The sequence below is a fragment of the Arcticibacterium sp. genome (genome assembly GCF_055134445.1).
Window position 1 is genome coordinate 108,738 of record NZ_JBSRVI010000035.1, and the last position, 19,414, is coordinate 128,151.

Annotated in this window: 19 protein-coding genes and 1 tRNA gene; 11 read left to right on the plus strand and 9 right to left on the minus strand. The window is 37.5% G+C overall.

Features of this window, described 5'->3' with window-relative positions:
* The first annotated feature begins 6 nt into the window (after nt 1–6).
* Nucleotides 7–1,458 (plus strand): relaxase/mobilization nuclease domain-containing protein, encoded by a 1,452-nt coding sequence (locus ACTBZY_RS04830; protein ID WP_463045208.1) that lies wholly within the window; start codon nt 7–9, stop codon nt 1,456–1,458.
* Nucleotides 1,459–1,461: 3 nt separating this feature from the next.
* On the opposite strand, the gene ACTBZY_RS04835 is transcribed toward ACTBZY_RS04830, so the two are convergent.
* Nucleotides 1,462–1,899: a hypothetical protein gene (locus ACTBZY_RS04835; RefSeq protein ID WP_463045209.1), complete on the minus strand. Its 438-nt coding sequence runs from the start codon at nt 1,897–1,899 to the stop codon at nt 1,462–1,464.
* 69 nt (nt 1,900–1,968) lie between these two features.
* Here ACTBZY_RS04835 and ACTBZY_RS04840 point away from each other — a divergent pair, with 69 nt between their 5' ends.
* Entirely contained in the window at nt 1,969–2,574 is a 606-nt protein-coding gene (locus ACTBZY_RS04840) for a hypothetical protein (protein ID WP_463045210.1), read from the plus strand.
* Nucleotides 2,575–2,617: 43 nt separating this feature from the next.
* Here ACTBZY_RS04840 and ACTBZY_RS04845 read toward each other — a convergent pair whose 3' ends face one another.
* The 4 genes from ACTBZY_RS04845 to ACTBZY_RS04860 all read right to left on the minus strand — a co-directional run bounded on the left by ACTBZY_RS04845 (nt 2,618) and on the right by ACTBZY_RS04860 (nt 5,282).
* Entirely contained in the window at nt 2,618–2,845 is a 228-nt protein-coding gene (locus ACTBZY_RS04845; RefSeq protein ID WP_463045211.1) for a hypothetical protein, read from the minus strand.
* Between the two features lie 5 nt (nt 2,846–2,850).
* The gene (locus ACTBZY_RS04850) at nt 2,851–3,114 is read right to left on the minus strand and encodes a helix-turn-helix domain-containing protein (protein ID WP_463045212.1); all 264 of its coding nucleotides are present in this window, start codon (nt 3,112–3,114) and stop codon (nt 2,851–2,853) included.
* Between the two features lie 159 nt (nt 3,115–3,273).
* A tRNA-Val gene (locus ACTBZY_RS04855) sits at nt 3,274–3,348 on the minus strand.
* 479 nt (nt 3,349–3,827) lie between these two features.
* Nucleotides 3,828–5,282, minus strand: coding sequence for a tagaturonate reductase (locus tag ACTBZY_RS04860; protein WP_463045213.1), 1,455 nt, complete (start codon nt 5,280–5,282; stop codon nt 3,828–3,830).
* A gap of 274 nt (nt 5,283–5,556) precedes the next feature.
* Between ACTBZY_RS04860 and ACTBZY_RS04865 the strand changes: the two genes are divergently transcribed.
* From ACTBZY_RS04865 to ACTBZY_RS04905, 9 genes are all read left to right on the plus strand, one after another.
* Complete coding sequence (locus ACTBZY_RS04865) at nt 5,557–7,599, plus strand: sensor histidine kinase (protein ID WP_463045214.1); 2,043 nt, start codon at nt 5,557–5,559, stop codon at nt 7,597–7,599.
* Nucleotides 7,600–7,618: 19 nt separating this feature from the next.
* The gene (locus ACTBZY_RS04870) at nt 7,619–8,314 is read left to right on the plus strand and encodes a response regulator transcription factor (RefSeq protein WP_463045215.1); all 696 of its coding nucleotides are present in this window, start codon (nt 7,619–7,621) and stop codon (nt 8,312–8,314) included.
* Nucleotides 8,315–8,461: 147 nt separating this feature from the next.
* Complete coding sequence (locus ACTBZY_RS04875; protein WP_111373174.1) at nt 8,462–9,493, plus strand: rod shape-determining protein; 1,032 nt, start codon at nt 8,462–8,464, stop codon at nt 9,491–9,493.
* A 28-nt stretch (nt 9,494–9,521) separates the two neighbouring features.
* Nucleotides 9,522–10,376 (plus strand): rod shape-determining protein MreC, encoded by an 855-nt coding sequence (mreC, locus tag ACTBZY_RS04880; RefSeq protein ID WP_463045216.1) that lies wholly within the window; start codon nt 9,522–9,524, stop codon nt 10,374–10,376.
* On the plus strand, nt 10,369–10,890 hold the full coding sequence (locus ACTBZY_RS04885) for a hypothetical protein (RefSeq protein WP_463045217.1): 522 nt from the start codon (nt 10,369–10,371) through the stop codon (nt 10,888–10,890). Before mreC ends, ACTBZY_RS04885 begins: the two co-directional genes overlap by 8 nt.
* Nucleotides 10,890–12,071, plus strand: coding sequence for a serine hydrolase domain-containing protein (locus ACTBZY_RS04890; RefSeq protein ID WP_463045218.1), 1,182 nt, complete (start codon nt 10,890–10,892; stop codon nt 12,069–12,071). Before ACTBZY_RS04885 ends, ACTBZY_RS04890 begins: the two co-directional genes overlap by 1 nt.
* A gap of 26 nt (nt 12,072–12,097) precedes the next feature.
* Nucleotides 12,098–13,420 carry a vanadium-dependent haloperoxidase gene (locus ACTBZY_RS04895; RefSeq protein WP_463045219.1) on the plus strand — a complete coding sequence of 441 codons (1,323 nt, stop codon included), beginning with the start codon at nt 12,098–12,100 and terminating at the stop codon, nt 13,418–13,420.
* A 204-nt stretch (nt 13,421–13,624) separates the two neighbouring features.
* Nucleotides 13,625–14,059: an Hsp20/alpha crystallin family protein gene (locus ACTBZY_RS04900; RefSeq protein WP_463045220.1), complete on the plus strand. Its 435-nt coding sequence runs from the start codon at nt 13,625–13,627 to the stop codon at nt 14,057–14,059.
* A 174-nt stretch (nt 14,060–14,233) separates the two neighbouring features.
* Nucleotides 14,234–15,757 carry a trypsin-like peptidase domain-containing protein gene (locus ACTBZY_RS04905; RefSeq protein WP_463045221.1) on the plus strand — a complete coding sequence of 508 codons (1,524 nt, stop codon included), beginning with the start codon at nt 14,234–14,236 and terminating at the stop codon, nt 15,755–15,757.
* A gap of 82 nt (nt 15,758–15,839) precedes the next feature.
* Here the strand turns inward: ACTBZY_RS04905 and tsf are convergent, their stop codons facing one another.
* The 4 genes from tsf to rplM all read right to left on the minus strand — a co-directional run bounded on the left by tsf (nt 15,840) and on the right by rplM (nt 18,687).
* Nucleotides 15,840–16,673 (minus strand): translation elongation factor Ts, encoded by an 834-nt coding sequence (tsf, locus tag ACTBZY_RS04910; RefSeq protein WP_463045222.1) that lies wholly within the window; start codon nt 16,671–16,673, stop codon nt 15,840–15,842.
* A gap of 89 nt (nt 16,674–16,762) precedes the next feature.
* Nucleotides 16,763–17,704, minus strand: a complete 942-nt coding sequence (gene rpsB, locus ACTBZY_RS04915) for a 30S ribosomal protein S2 (RefSeq protein WP_463045223.1) — start codon at nt 17,702–17,704, stop codon at nt 16,763–16,765.
* Nucleotides 17,705–17,833: 129 nt separating this feature from the next.
* Nucleotides 17,834–18,220 carry a 30S ribosomal protein S9 gene (gene rpsI / locus ACTBZY_RS04920; protein WP_463045224.1) on the minus strand — a complete coding sequence of 129 codons (387 nt, stop codon included), beginning with the start codon at nt 18,218–18,220 and terminating at the stop codon, nt 17,834–17,836.
* A 23-nt stretch (nt 18,221–18,243) separates the two neighbouring features.
* The gene (rplM, locus tag ACTBZY_RS04925; RefSeq protein WP_463045225.1) at nt 18,244–18,687 is read right to left on the minus strand and encodes a 50S ribosomal protein L13; all 444 of its coding nucleotides are present in this window, start codon (nt 18,685–18,687) and stop codon (nt 18,244–18,246) included.
* Nucleotides 18,688–19,414: the final 727 nt, after the last annotated feature.

Genomic DNA, 19,414 nt, shown 5'->3' on the forward strand with positions numbered 1-19,414 from the left:
AAGCATATGGTACCTTGGATCGCAAATAGAGGAAATTCATTTAAAGGGGCAGGGATGTACTACCTGCATGATAAACAGGCCGAAACCAGTGAACGGGTTGCATGGACACATACGCAAAATTTACCCACGGATGACCCTCACAAGGCGATTAAATGGATGAGCGCAACGGCCATGCAAGCTCAAAGCCTGAAAAAGGAGGCCGGTGTTAAGCCGACTGGCCGTAAATCAACCAAAGGTGTTGTTTATGCCTATGCCTTGGCCTGGCATCCGGATGAGAAACCCGAACCCGAGCACATGAAGCAAAAGGCTCTGGAAACCTTAGAGCTTTTGGGATTATCAGAGCATCAAGCGGTTTTAGTAGCACATCAGGAAACAGACCATGATCATGTCCACTGCGTTGTAAATCTCATTCATCCTGAAACAGGTAAAACAGCAATAATTTATAAAGATCACCTAAAACTTTCCGAATGGGCTCTTAACTACGAGCAAGAACATGGTCAGGTTTATTGTAAAGAAAGAGAGAAGAATAATGAGCTGCGTAAAGATAAAGCCAATCAGAACAAGATAATCAAGCACAAGGAGGAGAAATTGGAACGAGCAGCTTTAATACAAAATCTTTATGAAAGATCGGATAATGGAAAGTCATTCAATGCCGCTCTAGAAGAGCAGGGATATTCAATCGCAAAGGGCGATAAAAGAGGGTTTGTCTTGGTGGATCACAACGGCGAAATATATAGCCTTTCCCGCCAATTGAAAGGACAACGAGCCTCTGATTTAAAAGACAGATTGTCAGATTTGGATCACAATATTTTGCCAGATGCCAAAGTGCTCTCGGAGGGGAGAAAACACTTTTACAGGGACGACTATGAGGCACAATGGCAATCAGATCTTATCGATAATGCTGACAAAAAAGAGGGTTTGGATAAACCATCAGGTAATAGGCCAATACCATCTTCCACGCCTCAAACAACAAAGGCCATTCAATCAAAACCTCTAAAGGATGACCCTATCAAAAAAGCCTTGAAACGAAATTCTTTTGATAATGCCAAATTTGATAAAAAATTGGAATTCGGAAGAAAACAAAACACTGAATTCAATAAGAAAGATCGATTGTTAAGAGAATACTACGGTATAGAAAAGAATGACAACGAATTAAAGGAACTCCAAGATAAACTGTCTCAAACAAAAGGCATTTTTAGCTCAAAGAAGAAGAGTAAACTGGAGGATAAAATTCTACAATTAAAGCTCAGCAATGAAAATGCAAAACAGCGTTATGATGAAAATTTGGGGCAATTCAGGAAGAATCAATTCATTCAAAATGACGCTTTTCTGCAAAAACTAGAAAATGAACAATCCAAAGATCTTGATACGACTTCTCCTGCAAAAGATATTGAACAGCATTCAAAAGCAGATTTAAATAGGAAGAATCACGAAAGGGGAAAAGATTTTGACCTATAAACCCTAGGAAAGTGTATAGGTGTACTCTTCTAGCCTATGATGAAAAACTTCACTATAAATGGCTCTACGAATAGAGGCCGCCTTGAAGAGTATCTTTTTCATAGAGTATGGGAGAGAATCTATATCTGATTGACCAAGAAAGTTTTCTAGTTCCTGCACACTAAAACTATCCTTAGTGAATAGAACATCTTGATATTTTCGTGCCGCCTCATCAGCCATTTCACAGGCGAGCTGAAAATATCTGATCAACATTAAATAATCATTCTCATAGGCTCTGACACAAAATGCCGCGTAAATTTTGCGATGATCATCATCCATAATACCTGCTTTTAGAATAATTTGGTTCATATTCTCTTTATGAAACCTATCTCCCATTTCGATTTCAGCCTCGGAAAAATCCTTCCTAGCTTCTAATAGTATTAGCTCCATGAATGTGCTCATAGCCTCTTCTCCTAATTTTCTAAATCATTTTTATTATCTTACTTTAAATTTCAAACTATTGCAAAAAATATGGAAATTGATAAATATGGTTTTAAGATTCTTGATAAAGGATACCGGGAAGATATTAAACGGAATGAGAAATTAATTCGAGCTGAAATAGATAAAGACCCTCGTTTTAATGACATTAAAACTGAGGAGAATAATTTACAGAAAAGAATTCATGCAGGCCAAACTCCGAGAGGAATGGAATATACTAAAGAAAAAGTCATCCTCGACACCGAAAAAAGTATCCTGAATGAAACACATCGTTTTCAATCTGAAAAAGAGAAGTTTTTCAGAGAAAGAATGGGTGAAAGGACAAAAGAACTAGAAACTCAAATCTTCGGAAGCCAAGGTAAAAGAGAGCAGATACGCCAAGCCATTGAGAAAATGGATCATATGAGGTCTGAAGAGGCCAGAAAAAAAGCAGAAAATGTTAAAGTCCAATTTGAGAAGGCCAACACTTTTAAAGAAAATTTAGAAGAAAAGGCCATAAATAGCTTTAAAAATAACCTTGTAGAAAGAAATAACATGGAAAAAATAACTGCGGCTTACAAAAATGTTGCAGAAGGGAAATCGATTTCACCAATTAATTTTGAGAAGAAACACGTAGGGAAATCAATGGATGGTCTGTAAATACGGTGTGATAATGTATCTTATGTAAAATAGAATGTCGTTTCTAATAACCATATCCTTTATCCTTATTTGTTTTCTTTTCTCTTGAGTTTTGGGCTACTTCATGATCCTTGGCCTTTTCCAATTCATATTGTCTAGCACCAGCCTTAAAATACTGCATTGCTTCTGGTGAACGAGTATTGATGGTTCCGGAGAGTTCTCGGGCTTTTAAAGGGTCTAGTTTTGACAAGTTGTAGCCCTGATTAAATGCTTTGATACTTTTTTCATACATAATTATTACCGTGAGGCATGTTTTTCAATATATTCAATTACGGAGTCCCGATCGTAGAGAATTATTTTATGTAATGGTTGAGAAAATCTAAGTTCCCCTTCATCTCTCAATCTTTGCAAAGTTGTTTTTGACTTAATCTTAAGAATCCGCATCACCTCCTCATCTCCCACCCATTTATCCTCAAGTGCCCCTTTGTTCACCTGAAGCCTTTGTATGGTTTGCTCAACAAGCCTAAAAAAAGCCTCCTCCTCAAGACAAATGACATTCATATTCAAATATAACCATCAGATTTGTAGATTCTAAGAGAAAAAGCTTTTAATTGAAGGTTAAAGGCGATTTGATTTTTTAATATCCCAAATTGTTGGAGGATAGTTGGAAAATAAAAAAGCGTTAGTGAAAATAATTCACTAACGCTTTGATTTTCAGTGTGGGAGTTGAGGGATTCGAACCCCCGACCCTCTGCTTGTAAGGCAGATGCTCTGAACCAACTGAGCTAAACTCCCCTTTCGTTTGGGATTGCAAAGATGTAGGATTGATTTATAATTTCCAAATACTTTTAGAAAAAAACTTGATTTTTTTTCAAGCCTATTTTTAGGCTTGAGAAAACATTAAAATTGTATTAATTCTTTATTAATTTGCACTATCTGGTCATGAAAGTATTAGAAGTTGTCAATATTGTACAGGCTGATATGCATATTCAGACCTATGTTTGCCAAACATTTATTCAACCATTCCTTTTTAAAAGAAAGTGTTGGTGGCGTACTAAAGGGAATATCTCTTTTTTTCGTTGCCAGCACTTTTTCCTTTTAAATTCCTTATGAATTTATAGCAGAATATGGATTGACTTCATTAAAGCCCTCAAATGATTGTCTATAAATTAGCTTACGAGATATTTTAAATTTCCGAGTGTCTTGCAAATAAAAAAGTACCTCCGGTCCTTTACGACTAGAGGCACTTCAAATAAAAAGGAAACAATACCTAATTAAGCATAAACATTTAAAGCGGAGACTACTCCCTTAACGCCAATCATGGTCATATTGGATAGGTGAGTAGCTACAGCATCTTCGAATCCATTAAGGGTTGTTAAGTCCATTCCCCAAAATTCAGAATTGCTTAGAGCCTTTTTCGTTAACTCCCTTGGATCATTATTCTTCCAAGCTTCATGATACCAGGCGGCTTGGTCGTCGTTGATTGGATAAAATGTCCCATTTAATTCTCCAAAGTATTTTTGGTCTTCTACTTTTACAGATTTCATGAATAGCATGTAGGCCGCAATACCTCTAGCGAAATAATGAGGGGCTGTTCCAAAAACTTCATAGTATCTTAAAAGAAGAGGAATTGTCCTCATCTTTATTTTCATGGTGTATTGGAAAGTGATGCTGATCCACTTATGATCTAAGTATGGATTTCTAAATCTGTCAATAATTTCTCTACCATAACGTTGAACTACTTTTGGGTCAATTTTGGCTGGAAGAGAAGGTGCAAGTTCAGAAAGCATTAAGTTAGAAATGAATTTCTCCATAATGTCATTTTCTAAGGCCTCTTTTACCGTTTCAAAACCAGCTAGAAAACATAAGGCACACATGAGCGTATGCGGAGCATTAAGCATTCTTAATTTTAGCTCACGATATTGTGTAATGTTGGGTTCCACCACCACTCTATCATCTGCTTTTTCAAAAGAAAGTCTCTTTTTAACGTCTTCATTTCCTTCAATGGCCCATAACGAATAAACTTCTGCTTTGGTTAATAGATCGTCTTGATAGCCGATAGTTTCGCATAGTTCTTTATGCTCTTCTTTAGAGGGCATTCCAGGGACAATTCTATCTACAAGAGAATTGCAGAAGTGGTTTTGATTTAAAGCCCATTCTTTAAAATCCTTGCCCAAGTTTTGATCATCAATTTGCTTTAGTACCAGATCTTTTAAGATAGAACCATTATCCACAACCAATTCCGTTGGAATGATGATGACACCCGGTAACCCAGCTTCGAATCTTCTTACTAGCCATGCCGTTAATTTTCCTGGAAAGGAGTTTGGTGTGCCTTCTCCATCTTCTTTATGATACTGAAGGCCAACCTCAGTGGTGTTACTTATAATAACGTCGATGTTTTTGTCTTCCGCTGTTTTCAGGATTTCTTCCCACTGGGTGCTGGCCGCCAATACCCTGCTGATGGGTTCGCAAATAACGTTTTCCGAAATGTTTTTGTTGTCTTTTATACCTCTAACACAGACCGTATAAAGGTTGTCTTGCTTATTGAAAATATCGATGCCGCCAGGCATAGATTTTACGACCACAATGCTTCCATTGAAAATGTCCTCTTTATTGGCTTTGTCAATAAGGAAATCACAAAGGCCTCGGAGTAATACTCCTGTACCAAATTGTAGAATTCTCTCTGGATGTGTTGTTTGTCTTGGGTGAGATTCTTCTGAAAGATTCATTGCCTTTATGGGTTGTTTCTGATTAAAAGAAACAAATAAGGCAAATTTGGTTATTAGAACCAATTAATTTTAGCTTAATCAAGCATTAATTGGAGGCTTTTTCTCTAAATCATCAGCAAACTCTCTTGTTATGAAGAGGCTAGAGCGATACATTGAAACAGAATTTGAGGTTAATAAAACCCCTAAAAGCGGGTTAAAAATTGTTAAAACAGGTAATGAAGAAGTTGTATACCGTAGTTTTGTTAGAATTTAAGGTAATCAGGAAACGCTCTGAATGAATAATTTTAGATACATTATAGTTTTAATGCTGTTGGCATTGGTTGGTCTTGTGGGCTTCCAGTGGTATTGGATTGAAAATGCATTAGCCGTAAAGCGGGAACAGTTTGACCGTAAAGTGGTGGAGTCTATGAATCAAGCCGTGAATAGGGTGGAGAAGCAGGAAGTTCTTTTTCTGGCTAGTAGAAAGATGAAAGAACAAGAGCAGCTTACTTTAGCAAGTCTTTCAGAAACTAAGAAACCACAAAAAAAACTGAAAAGGATTTTGAAACGGAAGACAGTGAAACCTGTTGAGACTAAACAAGCAGTGCCTGTTTCCGTTAAAAAGGACTTGGCTCATTCGAGCACTAAACAAAATGCCAATGGCTTATTAAGGTCGCCAAATTCTAAAAAACAAAACTTCCCAATGGATTCTGTTTTTCTAGGGTTTGATCAATCCTCTGAGATTCCTAGTATTGAAGAGTTTACTATTAATATTCAGCTATCGGATGTAAATTTTGACGAAAGAAATCTACTACCTGAAAACAGGTTGGCTTTTGTGAAAAAGGTGATGAGAGAGCAGAACCTTTTGATGCAACAGCTTGAACAGAGAGCAGGAGACTTCTCAAATAGAAACAGAGGGATAAATCAGATTTTTAATATTATTGATCAGGAATTTAACCAGTTAATAATGGCCAACGAGGCTTTGGTTGCAAATAGAAGCCAAGCAGGTATCGGTCATCCTCCGATGCCACAGAATTATCGATATGCATTCGAAAACAATCCTAGTTCGTCAACTTCTCACGACAGTTTGAAAGTTTCTGGGATTAAAAAAGGTAACCCTTCTGGAAATTTAAAACCTAAAAAAGTGCTTTCTTCAAATGCAATTGCGACAAAAAAGAATACGGAGCCGGAATATGAATGGATAGAGGTAGAAGAAGAACCGAAAGTTTTGGAGAAATCTATCAACAAGGCAAACTTGGTTAAGGATGTCTTCGCAGATTTTATGCAAGGCAAAAAGGATATTTACGACAGGGTAAACCAAGAAATGCTGGATACGCTATTGAGACAGGAATTGAAAAATCACGGTATCGATATTCCCTTTGAATATGGTGTTAAGGATAGTGGAAATATGATGTTTGCCTCCTATGCTCTTGATAACAAACCAGAGCTGGCAGATCTAGCTTATAATGTGAGACTCTTTCCAAATGATGCCATACCGCAGCAGCAGTTTTTGTATGTTTATTTTCCTGAAAAGGATAATTTTATCATGGGAAATATGTGGTCAGTTTTTGGGAGTTCCTTGATCTTGATTTTGATGATTGGTGGTATCTTTTTTACATCCATCAATACGATGTTGAAGCAGAAGAACCTGTCTATGATAAAGAACGACTTCATAAACAATATGACCCATGAGTTCAAAACACCAATTTCTACCATTTCTCTGGCTGTGGAGGTGATGAAAGATACTAGCATGAAGTCTAATCCAGAAAAGTATCTTAACATTATTAAAGATGAAAATAGCAGGTTAGGAAGCCAAGTGGAAAAAGTGTTGCAAATGGCTTTAATGGACAAAGGGGAAGTTAAGTTGTTAACGACCGAAGTAGATCTCCATGATTTAATAGAGCAAGTGTGTCAAAACTTGAGCGTGCAGATTGAAAGTAAAAACGGAAGTATCGTTTTGGATCTAGAGGCCGCAGATGCCGTGATTATTGCAGATGAGGTTCACATGACCAATATTATTTATAATCTGATAGATAATGCAAACAAGTATTCGCCGGAGAACCCAAGGATAATGGTCGCTACCAGGGATGTGGATGGCGGTCTGGCCTTAATTGTAAGTGACGAGGGTATCGGAATGAAAAAAGAACAGCTAGGGAAAATATTTGAAAAGTTTTATAGAGTTTCCACGGGAAACATTCACAATGTTAAAGGATTTGGTTTAGGTCTGAGCTACGTGAAAAAGATGATGGACCTTCACCAAGGAGATATAAAAGTGATGAGTGAAGTGAATAAAGGAAGTACTTTTGAATTAACGTTTTATAAGGATTTAACGGCTTAAACCTGTGAAGGATAAAAATATGGAAATCAAATTAAAAATACTCTTGGCCGAAGACGATCCGAATCTAGGAATGCTCCTTCAGGAGTATCTTTCTTCAAAGGGATATGAAGTGGAGCTGGCAAGAGACGGCAATCAAGGCTTAGATCTTTTTTTAAAGAATGAGGGTTTTGATATGTGTTTGCTGGATGTAATGATGCCGAAGAAGGATGGGTTTTCTTTGGCAAAGGAAATTAGACTCAACAATGCCGAAGTCCCTATTATTTTTCTTACTGCTAAGTCTATGAAGGAAGACACCATTCAGGGTTTTAAAAGCGGAGCGGATGATTACATTACTAAGCCGTTTAGTATGGAGGAGCTCCTAATGAGGATGGCGGCCATTTTTAGAAGAGTTAGTAAGCAAGGGCCAGAGGTAAATCAAGAAGAGTTTTCTATAGGGCCTTATACTTTTAACACCATAGATCTTAAGCTGTCGTTGTATGGAGAATCAAAAAAGCTAACCACAAAGGAATCTGAACTCCTTAAGCTCTTTTGTCAAAACCCAAACAAGCCAGTAAGTAGGAGTTATGCTCTGAAGATGATTTGGGGAGACGACTCCTATTTTAATGCCAGGTCAATGGATGTTTATATCACTAAACTTAGAAAACATTTAAAGGCAGACGAGAACATTAAGATATTAAACCTCCATGGAGAAGGCTTTAAGTTAATAACGGGCTGATGTATAGTGGGGTATATAATTAAAAGCATAGGATAGTGCAGTACAGGTTTTCAGTAATAAAAATCTTTATCCAAAGAAAATTTTGCAAAGAATAATCGTTAATTTTGCAGGAATTATTTCCATATTTTTCAAGACTTAACACTTCGGATGGCAGGATTATTTAGCTTTCTTACTAGCGACATTGCAATTGACTTAGGTACCGCAAATACCTTAATTATACATAAAGACAAGATTGTCGTTGACGAACCTTCAATAATTGCCTTAGATAAAGTAAGTGGCAAAGTGCTTGCTATTGGTCATAAGGCCATGCAAATGCATGAAAAAACCAATGAAAACATTAAGACCATAAGACCGTTAAAAGACGGTGTTATAGCGGACTTTACGGCCGCCGAGTTAATGATTCGTGGTATGATTAAGATGATTGACTCTGGTAAGAGTTGGTTTTTCTCTCCTTCTCACAGAATGGTGGTTTGTATTCCTTCAGGTATTACGGAGGTGGAAAAACGTGCTGTAAAGGATTCTTGTGAGCATGCAGGTGCTAAGGAAGTATATATGGTTCATGAGCCCATTGCAGCAGCAGTAGGTATTGGTATTGACATAGAGCAGCCTAATGGTTCCATGATTGTGGATATTGGAGGTGGTACTACCGAAATAGCGGTCATTGCTCTTTCGGGTATTGTTTGCGAAGCATCTGTGAGAATTGCAGGAGACTTATTTACAAGAGACATTGTGGATTACATGCGTAGAGAGCATAACCTTTTAATAGGGGAGCGTTCTGCTGAATCTATAAAAATACAAGTAGGTGCTGCTCTGCCAGATTTGGATGATGCACCAGCGGACATAGAAATTCGTGGTAGAGACCTTATGACGGGTATACCTAAAGAGATTAAGGTAACTTACAGCGAAATAGCCTATGCATTGGATAAATCAATATCCAAAATAGAAGAAGCTATCATGAGGGCTTTAGAAATGTCTCCACCAGAGTTATCTGCAGATATTTTTGAAAACGGAATTTTCTTGACTGGCGGAGGTGCATTGCTTCACGGTTTGGATAAGCGTCTGGAACTTAAGACAAAACTGCCAATTCATGTGGCAGAAGATCCACTTAAGGCTGTGGTGAGAGGTACCGGTGAAATTCTTAAAAATATTGAGAAATTTCAGGCAGTATTAGTTCATTAGTATTTTTCATTTGAGCATTTAAGTTTTTATGTCTCAATTATTCGGGCTCTTAAACAGAGCCAAATATTTTTTCCTATTCCTAGTTTTGGAGATTATTTCCTTTGCATTGATTCGTAAGAATAATTTGCAATGGGATGTTAATGTCTTTAATTCAACCAATGCGGCGGCGGCAAGCACCATGGCAGCTACGTATAAGGCGAAGGAATATCTCTACTTAAAGGAAGAGAATGAAAGTCTGGCGAATGAAAACAGTGCTTTAAGAGAGGAGTTGACAGAGCTTCAGCAAAAAAGTGAAAGAGGAGATGCCTTTTATAAAGTAGACTCTATATATGCGGATAGATTTGAATTCCAGGTAGCCAAAGTTATCAATAGCACTTCAGCAAGGTCAAAGAATTACATTACCATTGACAAAGGAACTTTGGACGGTATAGAACCTGGCATGGGGGTAATTGGTCCCAGAGGTGTAGTGGGTCAGGTGATGTCTTGTAGCCAACATTTTTCCAGAATTTATTCCATTTTACATGAGGAATTTAGAGTTTCTTCAGAAGTTAAGAATAAAGCACTGCGTATTTCTGATCAAACAGCCCTTGGCCTAGCACTTTGGAATGGTGTTTCGCATGACATCGTTAAGCTAGGAACGATAGATAAATTCAAAAAAATAGCCGTAGGTGATAGTGTAGTAACCTCTGCACAAAACTTAATTTTCCCTCCAGATGTACTTATTGGTAAAATAGGATACGTATCCACACCCGACAATGGGGCTTTTCATGATATTGATGTGAAATTGGCAACTGACTTTGGTGGGCTTACTTATGTATATATCGTAAGGAATAAGTTAGTAGACGAGCAGATAAACTTAGAAAGGGAGGAAGAAAATGAATAGTCAGAATCTCATTAAATCGGGTTTGGTTATTATACTCTATGTGGCACTACAAGTGCTATTAGTGAGGAATTTAGTGCTTTTTGATGTGGCTTTCTGCTTTATATACATTATAGCGATATTATGGCTACCGGGTGATATGGATAGTATTTGGGTTATTTTACTCAGCTTTCTAATAGGATTGACGGTAGATGTATTTTATAATACTGCTGGGGTGCATGCGGCAGCATGTACTTTAATAGGTTTTCTAAGAAGAGGAATTTTACTATACTTTTTTCCGGCAAAGGGGGTTGAAAATGATTTAAGCGTCACACTGCCAGAGTTGGGTCATCAGCGTTATTTGGTATACATCACTGTAATTGTTTTTGTTCATCATTTAGCTTTGTTTTTTATTGAAGCTGGTGGTACACATTTGTTTCTTCACACAGTCTTGAAGATTTTTTCAAGCACTGTATTCACGGTACTGGTTATTTATCTAGGCAGTATTTTCACTTCTAATCTGTCTTTTCAAAGATAATGCTCATCAGACTTTTAGTTCTTTTTTTTTTCTGTTTAAATGTTTTTTCTTGTAGGAGTAAGGCAGATAATACCGGTTTACAAGATCAGGAAGATTTAGGACTACAAGAAAGACTCGATTCTATTCGGGTAGCCATTTCTGCCGATAAAAAGACAGCACTGTTAAAGGGTTTTGTGGATGCCAAAGTCAAAAAGGGTTTTAATGGGAGTATCTTAATAGCCCAAAGCGGGATAGTACTATGTGACACGCTTATTGGGCTGGCAAACTTTGAGGATTCGATACCTATAAGTAGAAATACTCCGTTTCAGTTGGCATCTTTATCTAAAACATTTACCTCAGTAGCTGTAATGCAATTGGTAGAAACGGGTCAATTGAGTTTAGATCTTACCGTTAAAGATTACTATCCTAACTTTCCATATCAAGGTGTTACACTTAGAAGTCTGTTAAGCCACAGATCTGGATTACCTTATTACGAATATACTTTTGATAAAAAATCTAGGGAAGGGAAGTTTTTTCCTGATAATCAAGAGTTGATGAAATGGTTTGAAGAAGTAAATCCTACACCAAAGGCTTTCAATCTACCAGACCATTATTTCTCTTATAACAATACAAATTTTGCTATTTTAGCAGCAATTGTAGAAAAAGTTTCAGGTCTTACGTTTGCGGAATACTTGAAAAAAAGAATATTTCTGCCATTAGGGATGAAAAAATCGAAGTTTGTAACGGAGTTAAAAGATGGTCAGCCAAGGACTTTTGGCTATCAAAATCGAAGAAGAATTCCCTTTGACGCTTATGATAATATAGCTGGAGATAAGGGTGTTTTTTCTACTTCTCAGGATTTATTGAAATGGTACGGGGCTTTAAAATCCGAAAAAATACTGAAGAAAGAGTCTTTGAGGGAAATTTATACACCCAGAAGTTTTGAACATCCGGGGTTGAGAAATTATGGTTATGGTTTTAGGCTATGGCTGAATGATAAACAACAAACAGATTATGTTTATCATACGGGTTGGTGGAAGGGCTATAATACGATTATGTTCTTAGACCTCAGAGAAGATTTTGTTATTATTATATTAAGCAATAGATACAATAAGGATGTTTATCATGTCAAAGATGTTGTCGATATTCTTCATGGAGGAGAAAGAACCACAACGGTGGAAGAAAACATTTTAGATGAGTAGTATAAAAATTTAACCTTTTACGATATATGAAAAAATTATTAATACTGGCGACATTATGCATTTCACTACTGTCTTGTGAGCGGAAGTCGGCAGAAGAGTATGGTGTTATAACCAATAAGCCAGAGTATTATCATAACGCACTAGATAAGCTGACAGAAGTTATTATTCATGACATTTTTTCACCACCAGTAGCGAGTAGAATTTATTCTTATGCTACGCTAGCCGGTTATGAGGCTCTAGTGAATTCTGATGAGAGCTATCGAAGTATGGATGGCCAGCTTAAGGGTTTTGTGAATGTGCCAAAACCGGATGCTGCGGAAGAGTACTGCTATCCTTTGGCGAGTATAAAGGCGTTGCTCCTGGTAGCCAGAAGTCAAACATTTACGGTTGATAAATATGATGAGTTTGAGAATGGTCTCTATGCCGACTTCAAGAAGGCAGGTGTTCCTTCTGATGTTTACGAGAGATCTATAAAGTATGGTGAGGCTATTGCGGCTCATGTTATAGACTATGCCAAAAAAGATAATTATGCCCAGACGAGGGGTTTAAGATATACGGTGAAGAATGAGGCCGGATTATGGGTGCCTACTCCTCCGCAGTATGGAGATGCTATGGAGCCATATTGGATGACTATCAGATTAATGGTTTTAGATTCAGCTAATCAATTCACACCACCACCACCACCACGATATAACCTGGATAAGAATAGTTTGTTTTGGAAGGAGCTTATGGAGGTTTATGATATATCTAAGAATAAAACGGAGGAGCAGGAGAGTATGGCGTGGTTCTGGGATGATAACGCTTTCGTAATGAATGTTCAAGGGCACGTAATGTTCGCTAATAAGAAAATGACACCTGGTGGTCATTGGTTGGCGATAGCAAAAACAGGTTTAAAGGGACAAAAGAAATCTATTATGGAATCTGCAGAAGCGTATCTTATGGTATCAGTTGCTTTGCATGAAGCTTTTATCTGTAGTTGGGAGGAGAAATATAGAAGTGAGAAAATAAGACCAGAAACGGTTATCAATGCCGAGTTTGATCCAGATTGGGTGCCTTATTTACAAACACCGCCATTTCCGGAATATACCAGTGGGCATAGTACCATTTCGGCGGCTTCTGCGGAGGTGATGACGGGGCTTATGGGAGATAATTATGCCTTTACTGATTCTACGGAGTTTCCGTATGGTCACGGGGTAAAGACTTTTCCTTCTTTTAGGGAATCTGCTACGGCTTGTTCATATAGTAGGATGTATGGTGGAATACATTACAGGTCTGGTTGCGAAGAAGGGCAGGCCATGGGAATAAAAATTGGTTCTTATGTTTTTGAGAAGCTGAAAACAAGGAAGTAGTTAAATAAATCCTTCATGAAGTATTTAAAGTCCTGACATAAATGTCATGGACTTTTTTTGTTTTTGGAAGATGAGTGACAATGTGGCATACTTTGCTCACATTGAGAACCAGAAAGAAGACACAATGGCTGAATTATAAGATTGGAATGAGAGTTGATGAGGAATGATTAGAAATTAAATTTTTAATTAAAATAAATAATCATCATGAATACTTTAGTAAAATCTTTTAGACCTGTAAGTAACTACCCTTTCTTATTTAATAATGTTTTTGGGGAGAATGACTCGTTTGGAGATATAAAGAAGAACGAAGCAATACCCGCTGCGAATATTTTAGAAGGGGTGGATAATTTTAAAATTGAATTGGCGGTACCTGGAGCACAAAAGGAGGATTTCAAAATTAACGTGGACGGCAAGCATTTGTCTATCGCTAGAACTTTGACAGAATCTAATGAGCGTACGGAGGCCAATTATACGAGAAAGGAATTTAGTCAATCTTCTTTTGAAAGAAAGTTCTATCTGCCTAAATCTGTAGATGTCGAGAAAATTGATGCAAGTTATGTTAATGGTATATTGATGCTTAATTTGCCTAAGAAAGAAGAAGAGAAAGAAAAGGAGCCTAAGCTGATTACGGTTTCGTAATGCTAATGAGGGTGTAAAAAGCGGCTTAGAAATAGCTCTAAGTCGCTTTTTTCTTGTTAAATTATGTTAAGTGTTGAGGTCGGGGTTGAATTTTAATGCTTCGACGTACGTTTCTATATTACAAAAAAATATTTTTGTGTTTATTGTTCTAAATGAAAAACAGATGAAGGATATATGAAAAATAATTTAAAAGTAGCATTAATAGCAGTGGCAAGTAGTGTGGTCACCATAGTAGGCTATAAAGTGTCAGGCTTAGAAAAGACTGATGTTATAATGAACGAGGCGAATGCTAGAGAAGATACAGGGAATTCGAAGCTAGTGAACTTTTCGAATATGCCTGCTTCTGGGTTGACAGACTTTACTTATGCAGCCGGAGTTTCTGCTCCTGCGGTAGTGCATATAAAGGCTAAGTCCATGCGGGCGGTAAGACAGCAGCGAATGCCGTCTATCTTTGATGATTTTTTTGGTTTTGATCAACAACAAGCTCGTCCGCAGGAACAACAATCTTCTGGTTCTGGTGTAATTATCTCTAAGGATGGATATATCGCTACAAACAATCACGTGGTGGAAGGTGCAAGCGAACTTGAGGTAGTGACTTATAATAAGAAAATTTATACGGCAGAAGTTATTGGTGTAGACCCGTCTACGGATATTGCGGTAATAAAAATTAAGGAGAAAGATTTACCTAGTTTAATCTTTGCCGATTCCGATGAGGTTAAAGTGGGAGAATGGGTATTGGCGGTAGGAAATCCTTTCAATTTGGAGTCTACAGTTACGGCTGGTATCATAAGTGCAATTGGTAGAGATATAAGTATTTTGGCTAGAAGTTATCAGCAGAGGTACCAGAAAAGTGGCGTAGAGGGCGATACGCCGATTGAATCTTTTATTCAAACAGATGCTGCGGTTAATCCAGGAAATAGTGGCGGGGCTTTGGTGAATTTACAAGGTGAGCTTATCGGAATTAATACCGCTATAGCGTCTCCAAATGGGGCTTATGCCGGTTATGCTTTTGCAGTTCCTTCAGCAATTGTCAAAAAAGTAACAACAGACCTTATTAAATTTGGTAACGTTCAAAGAGGATATCTAGGGGTTGTTCCGGTGGAACTAGACAATAAGAATTCTCAAGAATTTAAGGTAAAGGTTACTCAAGGAATTTATGTTAGAGAAACTACAGAGGATGGTGCTGCTAATGTTGCGGGAATTCAGCCAGGTGATGTAATTTTAAAAATTGATGGGATGGTAATAAAGTCTGAGCCGAAATTTAGAGAGTTAATTGGACTTAAAAGACCGGGTGAGAAAATTAAAGTGACCGTGGATAGAGATGGTAAGGAGAAAGATTTCACGGTAACATTAAGAAATAGAGATGGAGGTAGTTCTATCATTAAAAAGGAAGTGGCAAAGAGTTCTATTTCTAATTTAGGAGTTAAACTAGAGGAGCTTTCATCTGGAGAGAAAAGCGAGATGGGAGTGAGAAACGGTGTTAGGGTTTCAAAGGTTTTTGAGGCGGGCACTTTTGCTAGAGACACAGATATAAAAGACGGTTTTATTATTACGCGTGTTGGGAACGTTAAAGTGGATTCAGAGAAGGATTTCAATGATGCCATTCAGCAAGCAGTCAATAATAAGGAGGATGGTGTGTTGATCTGTGGTGTTTATAAAAGTGTTTCACGTAATTTCTGTTATGGTTTAACGCTTTAAAAGAGCGTATTAGGGTAATATGCAAAAAGACCGCTTTCCGTGAAGGAAAGCGGTCTTTTTATGCCTAATAATGCAAGAATAACTATCCAATCACCGTGTGAGTGAAAGAAGTTATTTTCAATCCTTTTTGAGTGTTCTCAAGAAGTTTTGCAATGTTAATAGATGGGTCTTTAACAAAGTCTTGATTTAAGAGTGTATTCTCTTTATAGAACTTATTAAGTTTACCAAGGGCAATTTTCTCAAGCATTGCTTCAGGCTTTCCTTCTTGACGAGCTTGCTCTTTTCCTATTTCAATCTCTTTTTCCACGATTGTAGGATCTACATTATCTTTATCTAAACCTACAGGCTTCATGGCTACAATTTGCATTGCAACATCTCTACCTAAAGATACTACATCCGCTCCTTGAACATTCTCAAAAGATACCAAAGCAGAGGCTTTGTTATTTGAGTGAATATAAGCCACAACAGCTTCTCCTTCAACATGGTCAAAAGAAGATATAACTACCTTCTCACCAATTTTACCTATTAATTCTGTGATGGCCTCACTAATTATTCTGCCATCTTCAAGTTTTGTTTCAAGTAAAGTAGCCGTGTCTTTTACATCATTTTTAACACCAGCTTGTAAAATAGCTTTTGCCAATGAAGTAAAGTCTTCAACATTTGAAACAGGCTCTGTTTCGCAAGCTAAGGCCAATACTTTACCACTTTTACCACCATCACTTACATCTACAAGAATAACGCCCTCAGAAGTAGTATTGTCTGCTCTTTTGGCAGCTACTTTCTGACCCGCTTTTCTTAAAAATTCTACTGCTTTTTCAAAATCGCCATCAGCTTCTACTAAGGCTTTTTTGCAATCCATCATACCAGCACCTGTGGCTTGACGAAGTTTGTTTACATCTGCAGCTGTTATGTTCATTTTTGCTTTGATATTTAATTATAAATCCTATAATGTGAATAGCCCGAAAGGTTCCTCCGGGCTATTCGAAAACTTATTTTTTCCTAGAACTAAGCTTTCTCCTCTGTAGAAGTAGCATCAGATTCAGTAGCTGGAGTTTCCTCGTCAGCACCTTCTTCCTTTGTTGTTCTTGTTCTCTTTCTTTTTGGAGATTCTTCAGTTTCCGCTTCTTCAACTGGAGCTGCAGCTGCTGCGGTAGCGGCTGCCTTTTCTGCTGCTTTTTCGGCTGCGGCTTCTTTTTTAGCATCTGAAGCTTTTTTAGCTTCTTCAGCTTCTTTTAACTCAGAAGCTTCTTTATCTTGTTTTCTTTCAAGAATACCTTCTTCTATGGCTTTACCAATAGCAAGGGTAATCAAAGAAACAGATTTGTAAGCATCATCATTAGCTGGGATGGCGAAGTCAATTAACTCTGGGTTAGAGTTAGTATCAACCATAGCGACTACGGGAATACCTAATCTTTTTGCTTCAGAAATAGCAAGGTGCTCACGTTTGATATCCACTACAAATAAAGCAGCTGGAAGTCTAGACATGTCAGTAACACCACCAAGCAATCTTTCTAACTTGATTCTGTCTCTGTCTAACATTAATCTTTCACGCTTGGCAAGATTGCTAGAAGTTTCTTCGTCAGAAAGCATTTTCTCAATGTTCTGCATTTTTTTCAATGACTTACGAATCGTTGGGAAGTTGGTAAGCATACCGCCTAACCATCTTTCTGTAACGAAAGGCATTTTCAATCTTTTCGCTTCTTCAGAAACAATCTCTTGAGCTTGTTTCTTAGTAGCTACAAACATTATTTTTCTACCAGAGCGAGAAATACCTCTTACGAAGGCTTGAGCTTGCTCTAATGAAGTTAATGATTTGTTAAGATCAATAATATGGATACCATTCTTCTCCATGAAGATGTATGGAGCCATACGTGGATCCCATTTACGGGTAAGGTGACCGAAGTGAACACCTGCATCTAAAAGTTCTTTGTAAGTTAACTGTGCCATTTGTCTTTGTTTAAAGGATGATTTAAGCAGCCCAACACATCGGACACGATAAGTGCTGACTGTACTATTTTAAGAAAAACACAAAGTCTGAAATAGAAAACCATGACAGACTTTGTATTCATATTGGTATTAACGTTTAGAGAACTGGAACTTCTTACGAGCCTTTCTACGTCCGTATTTCTTACGCTCAACCATTCTTGAGTCACGAGTAAGGAATCCTTCTTTTTTCAAAGCTGGTCTGTTTTCTCTATCTGCCTCTACTAAAGCACGAGAGATAGCCATTCTAATAGCTTCCGCTTGTCCTGCTATTCCACCACCTTTAACATTCACTTTTAAGTCATACTTTCCGTCTGAATCAACTAAATGAAAAGGTTGGTTTAATATAATTTGTAATACTTCCGTTGGGAAATATGTTTGCAAATCGCGACCGTTAACCGTAACATCACCCTTACCAGGTTGCATGTATATTCTTGCAACAGCCGTCTTTCTTCTACCTATGGTATTGATTACTTGCATATTTTTAATGTTTTAATTTAGAATTAAAGTTCGATTAACTTCGCTTGTTGTGCTGCGTGAGGATGCTCACTTCCAACATAAACAAACAGGTTTGTAAATTGCTTACGACCTAGACGAGTTTTTGGAAGCATACCTCTAACGGCCATTTCCACAACTCTTCTTCCGTCTTTCTCCATTAATTCACGAGGTGTAGCAAAACGTTGTCCACCTGGATGACCCGTATGACGGATATATTGCTTATCTGTCATCTTCTTTCCAGTCAATTTCACTTTCTCAGCATTGATAACAATAACATTGTCACCGCAATCTACGTGAGGCGTGTAATTCGTTTTGGTTTTACCTTTCAAAATGCTGGCAATCTGGCTACATATACGACCTAAAACTTTGTCTTTTGCATCCACAATTATCCATTCCTTGTTGACCGTCGCTTTATTAGCCGAAATGGTCTTATAACTTAATGTATCCACTGTTTATTTTTTTTAAACGTTTATAAAAAAACATTCGCCATTTGATTTTTAAACCTATCCCAAATTCAGTGTTAAAAACCTCAAGCCTAAAGAAAAGTTGTAAGATGCTAGAAACCAGCACATAAAACGGATCGGAACTTCCATTTACACCAACTTAATTTTCCCTTCGAAGCACGGGCGGCTTCATGAAGGCAGTCTTTGGGGCTGCAAAGGTATAAATAAGTGGTTTTAAATACAATAGCTTATTGAAAATAAATATTCAACTAAGCATTTAGCTTTATGACTTACCAAAATTACCTCTTAGAGGTTGGTATTTCCAAGAGGTAAATGGGTTTAGGTTTATCTAAGGTTAATATTGCTCGCTAGTTCACAATCAAATAATGATAGGTATCAGTATCATGGGAGTTCTCATAAAGATAACCAGAAACCTCCAATCTTAAATTGTAGCGGTCATTTGAATCTCTGATAAAACGACGAGTTTCCCCATTTTTATAAGTAACATTAATCCTTATCATTGATGTCTTAACGCAATCATCAGGGCCTTCTGCGGTTGCCCAATACCTACGGCTTGAGGTTTCTCCGTTTTCGGTTACTTCGTCATATGATATACTATTTCCAGAAACATCCTCCGTATCTATAGTTAAAAAGTAAAGACTGTCTTTATAGCTTATGGTACTGTTTGGAATTACTATTTTTTCTAGTTTGAATTTTCCTCGAATTTGACTGC

Bases quoted from the DNA above. Each gene is read 5' to 3' on its own strand.
- ACTBZY_RS04865 (WP_463045214.1), top strand. From the start codon at position 5,557: ATGAATAATTTTAGATACATTATAGTTTTAATGCTGTTGGCATTGGTT.
- rpsI (WP_463045224.1), bottom strand. From the start codon at position 18,220: ATGCAAGTAATCAATACCATAGGTAGAAGAAAGACGGCTGTTGCAAGA.
- ACTBZY_RS04890 (WP_463045218.1), top strand. From the start codon at position 10,890: ATGCTCATCAGACTTTTAGTTCTTTTTTTTTTCTGTTTAAATGTTTTT.
- ACTBZY_RS04870 (WP_463045215.1), top strand. From the start codon at position 7,619: ATGGAAATCAAATTAAAAATACTCTTGGCCGAAGACGATCCGAATCTA.
- ACTBZY_RS04840 (WP_463045210.1), top strand. From the start codon at position 1,969: ATGGAAATTGATAAATATGGTTTTAAGATTCTTGATAAAGGATACCGG.
- ACTBZY_RS04900 (WP_463045220.1), top strand. From the start codon at position 13,625: ATGAATACTTTAGTAAAATCTTTTAGACCTGTAAGTAACTACCCTTTC.
- ACTBZY_RS04835 (WP_463045209.1), bottom strand. From the start codon at position 1,899: ATGAGCACATTCATGGAGCTAATACTATTAGAAGCTAGGAAGGATTTT.
- mreC (WP_463045216.1), top strand. From the start codon at position 9,522: ATGTCTCAATTATTCGGGCTCTTAAACAGAGCCAAATATTTTTTCCTA.
- ACTBZY_RS04885 (WP_463045217.1), top strand. From the start codon at position 10,369: ATGAATAGTCAGAATCTCATTAAATCGGGTTTGGTTATTATACTCTAT.
- rpsB (WP_463045223.1), bottom strand. From the start codon at position 17,704: ATGGCACAGTTAACTTACAAAGAACTTTTAGATGCAGGTGTTCACTTC.
- ACTBZY_RS04845 (WP_463045211.1), bottom strand. From the start codon at position 2,845: ATGTATGAAAAAAGTATCAAAGCATTTAATCAGGGCTACAACTTGTCA.
- ACTBZY_RS04895 (WP_463045219.1), top strand. From the start codon at position 12,098: ATGAAAAAATTATTAATACTGGCGACATTATGCATTTCACTACTGTCT.
- ACTBZY_RS04830 (WP_463045208.1), top strand. From the start codon at position 7: ATGGTACCTTGGATCGCAAATAGAGGAAATTCATTTAAAGGGGCAGGG.
- ACTBZY_RS04875 (WP_111373174.1), top strand. From the start codon at position 8,462: ATGGCAGGATTATTTAGCTTTCTTACTAGCGACATTGCAATTGACTTA.
- ACTBZY_RS04905 (WP_463045221.1), top strand. From the start codon at position 14,234: ATGAAAAATAATTTAAAAGTAGCATTAATAGCAGTGGCAAGTAGTGTG.
- ACTBZY_RS04860 (WP_463045213.1), bottom strand. From the start codon at position 5,282: ATGAATCTTTCAGAAGAATCTCACCCAAGACAAACAACACATCCAGAG.
- ACTBZY_RS04850 (WP_463045212.1), bottom strand. From the start codon at position 3,114: ATGAATGTCATTTGTCTTGAGGAGGAGGCTTTTTTTAGGCTTGTTGAG.
- tsf (WP_463045222.1), bottom strand. From the start codon at position 16,673: ATGAACATAACAGCTGCAGATGTAAACAAACTTCGTCAAGCCACAGGT.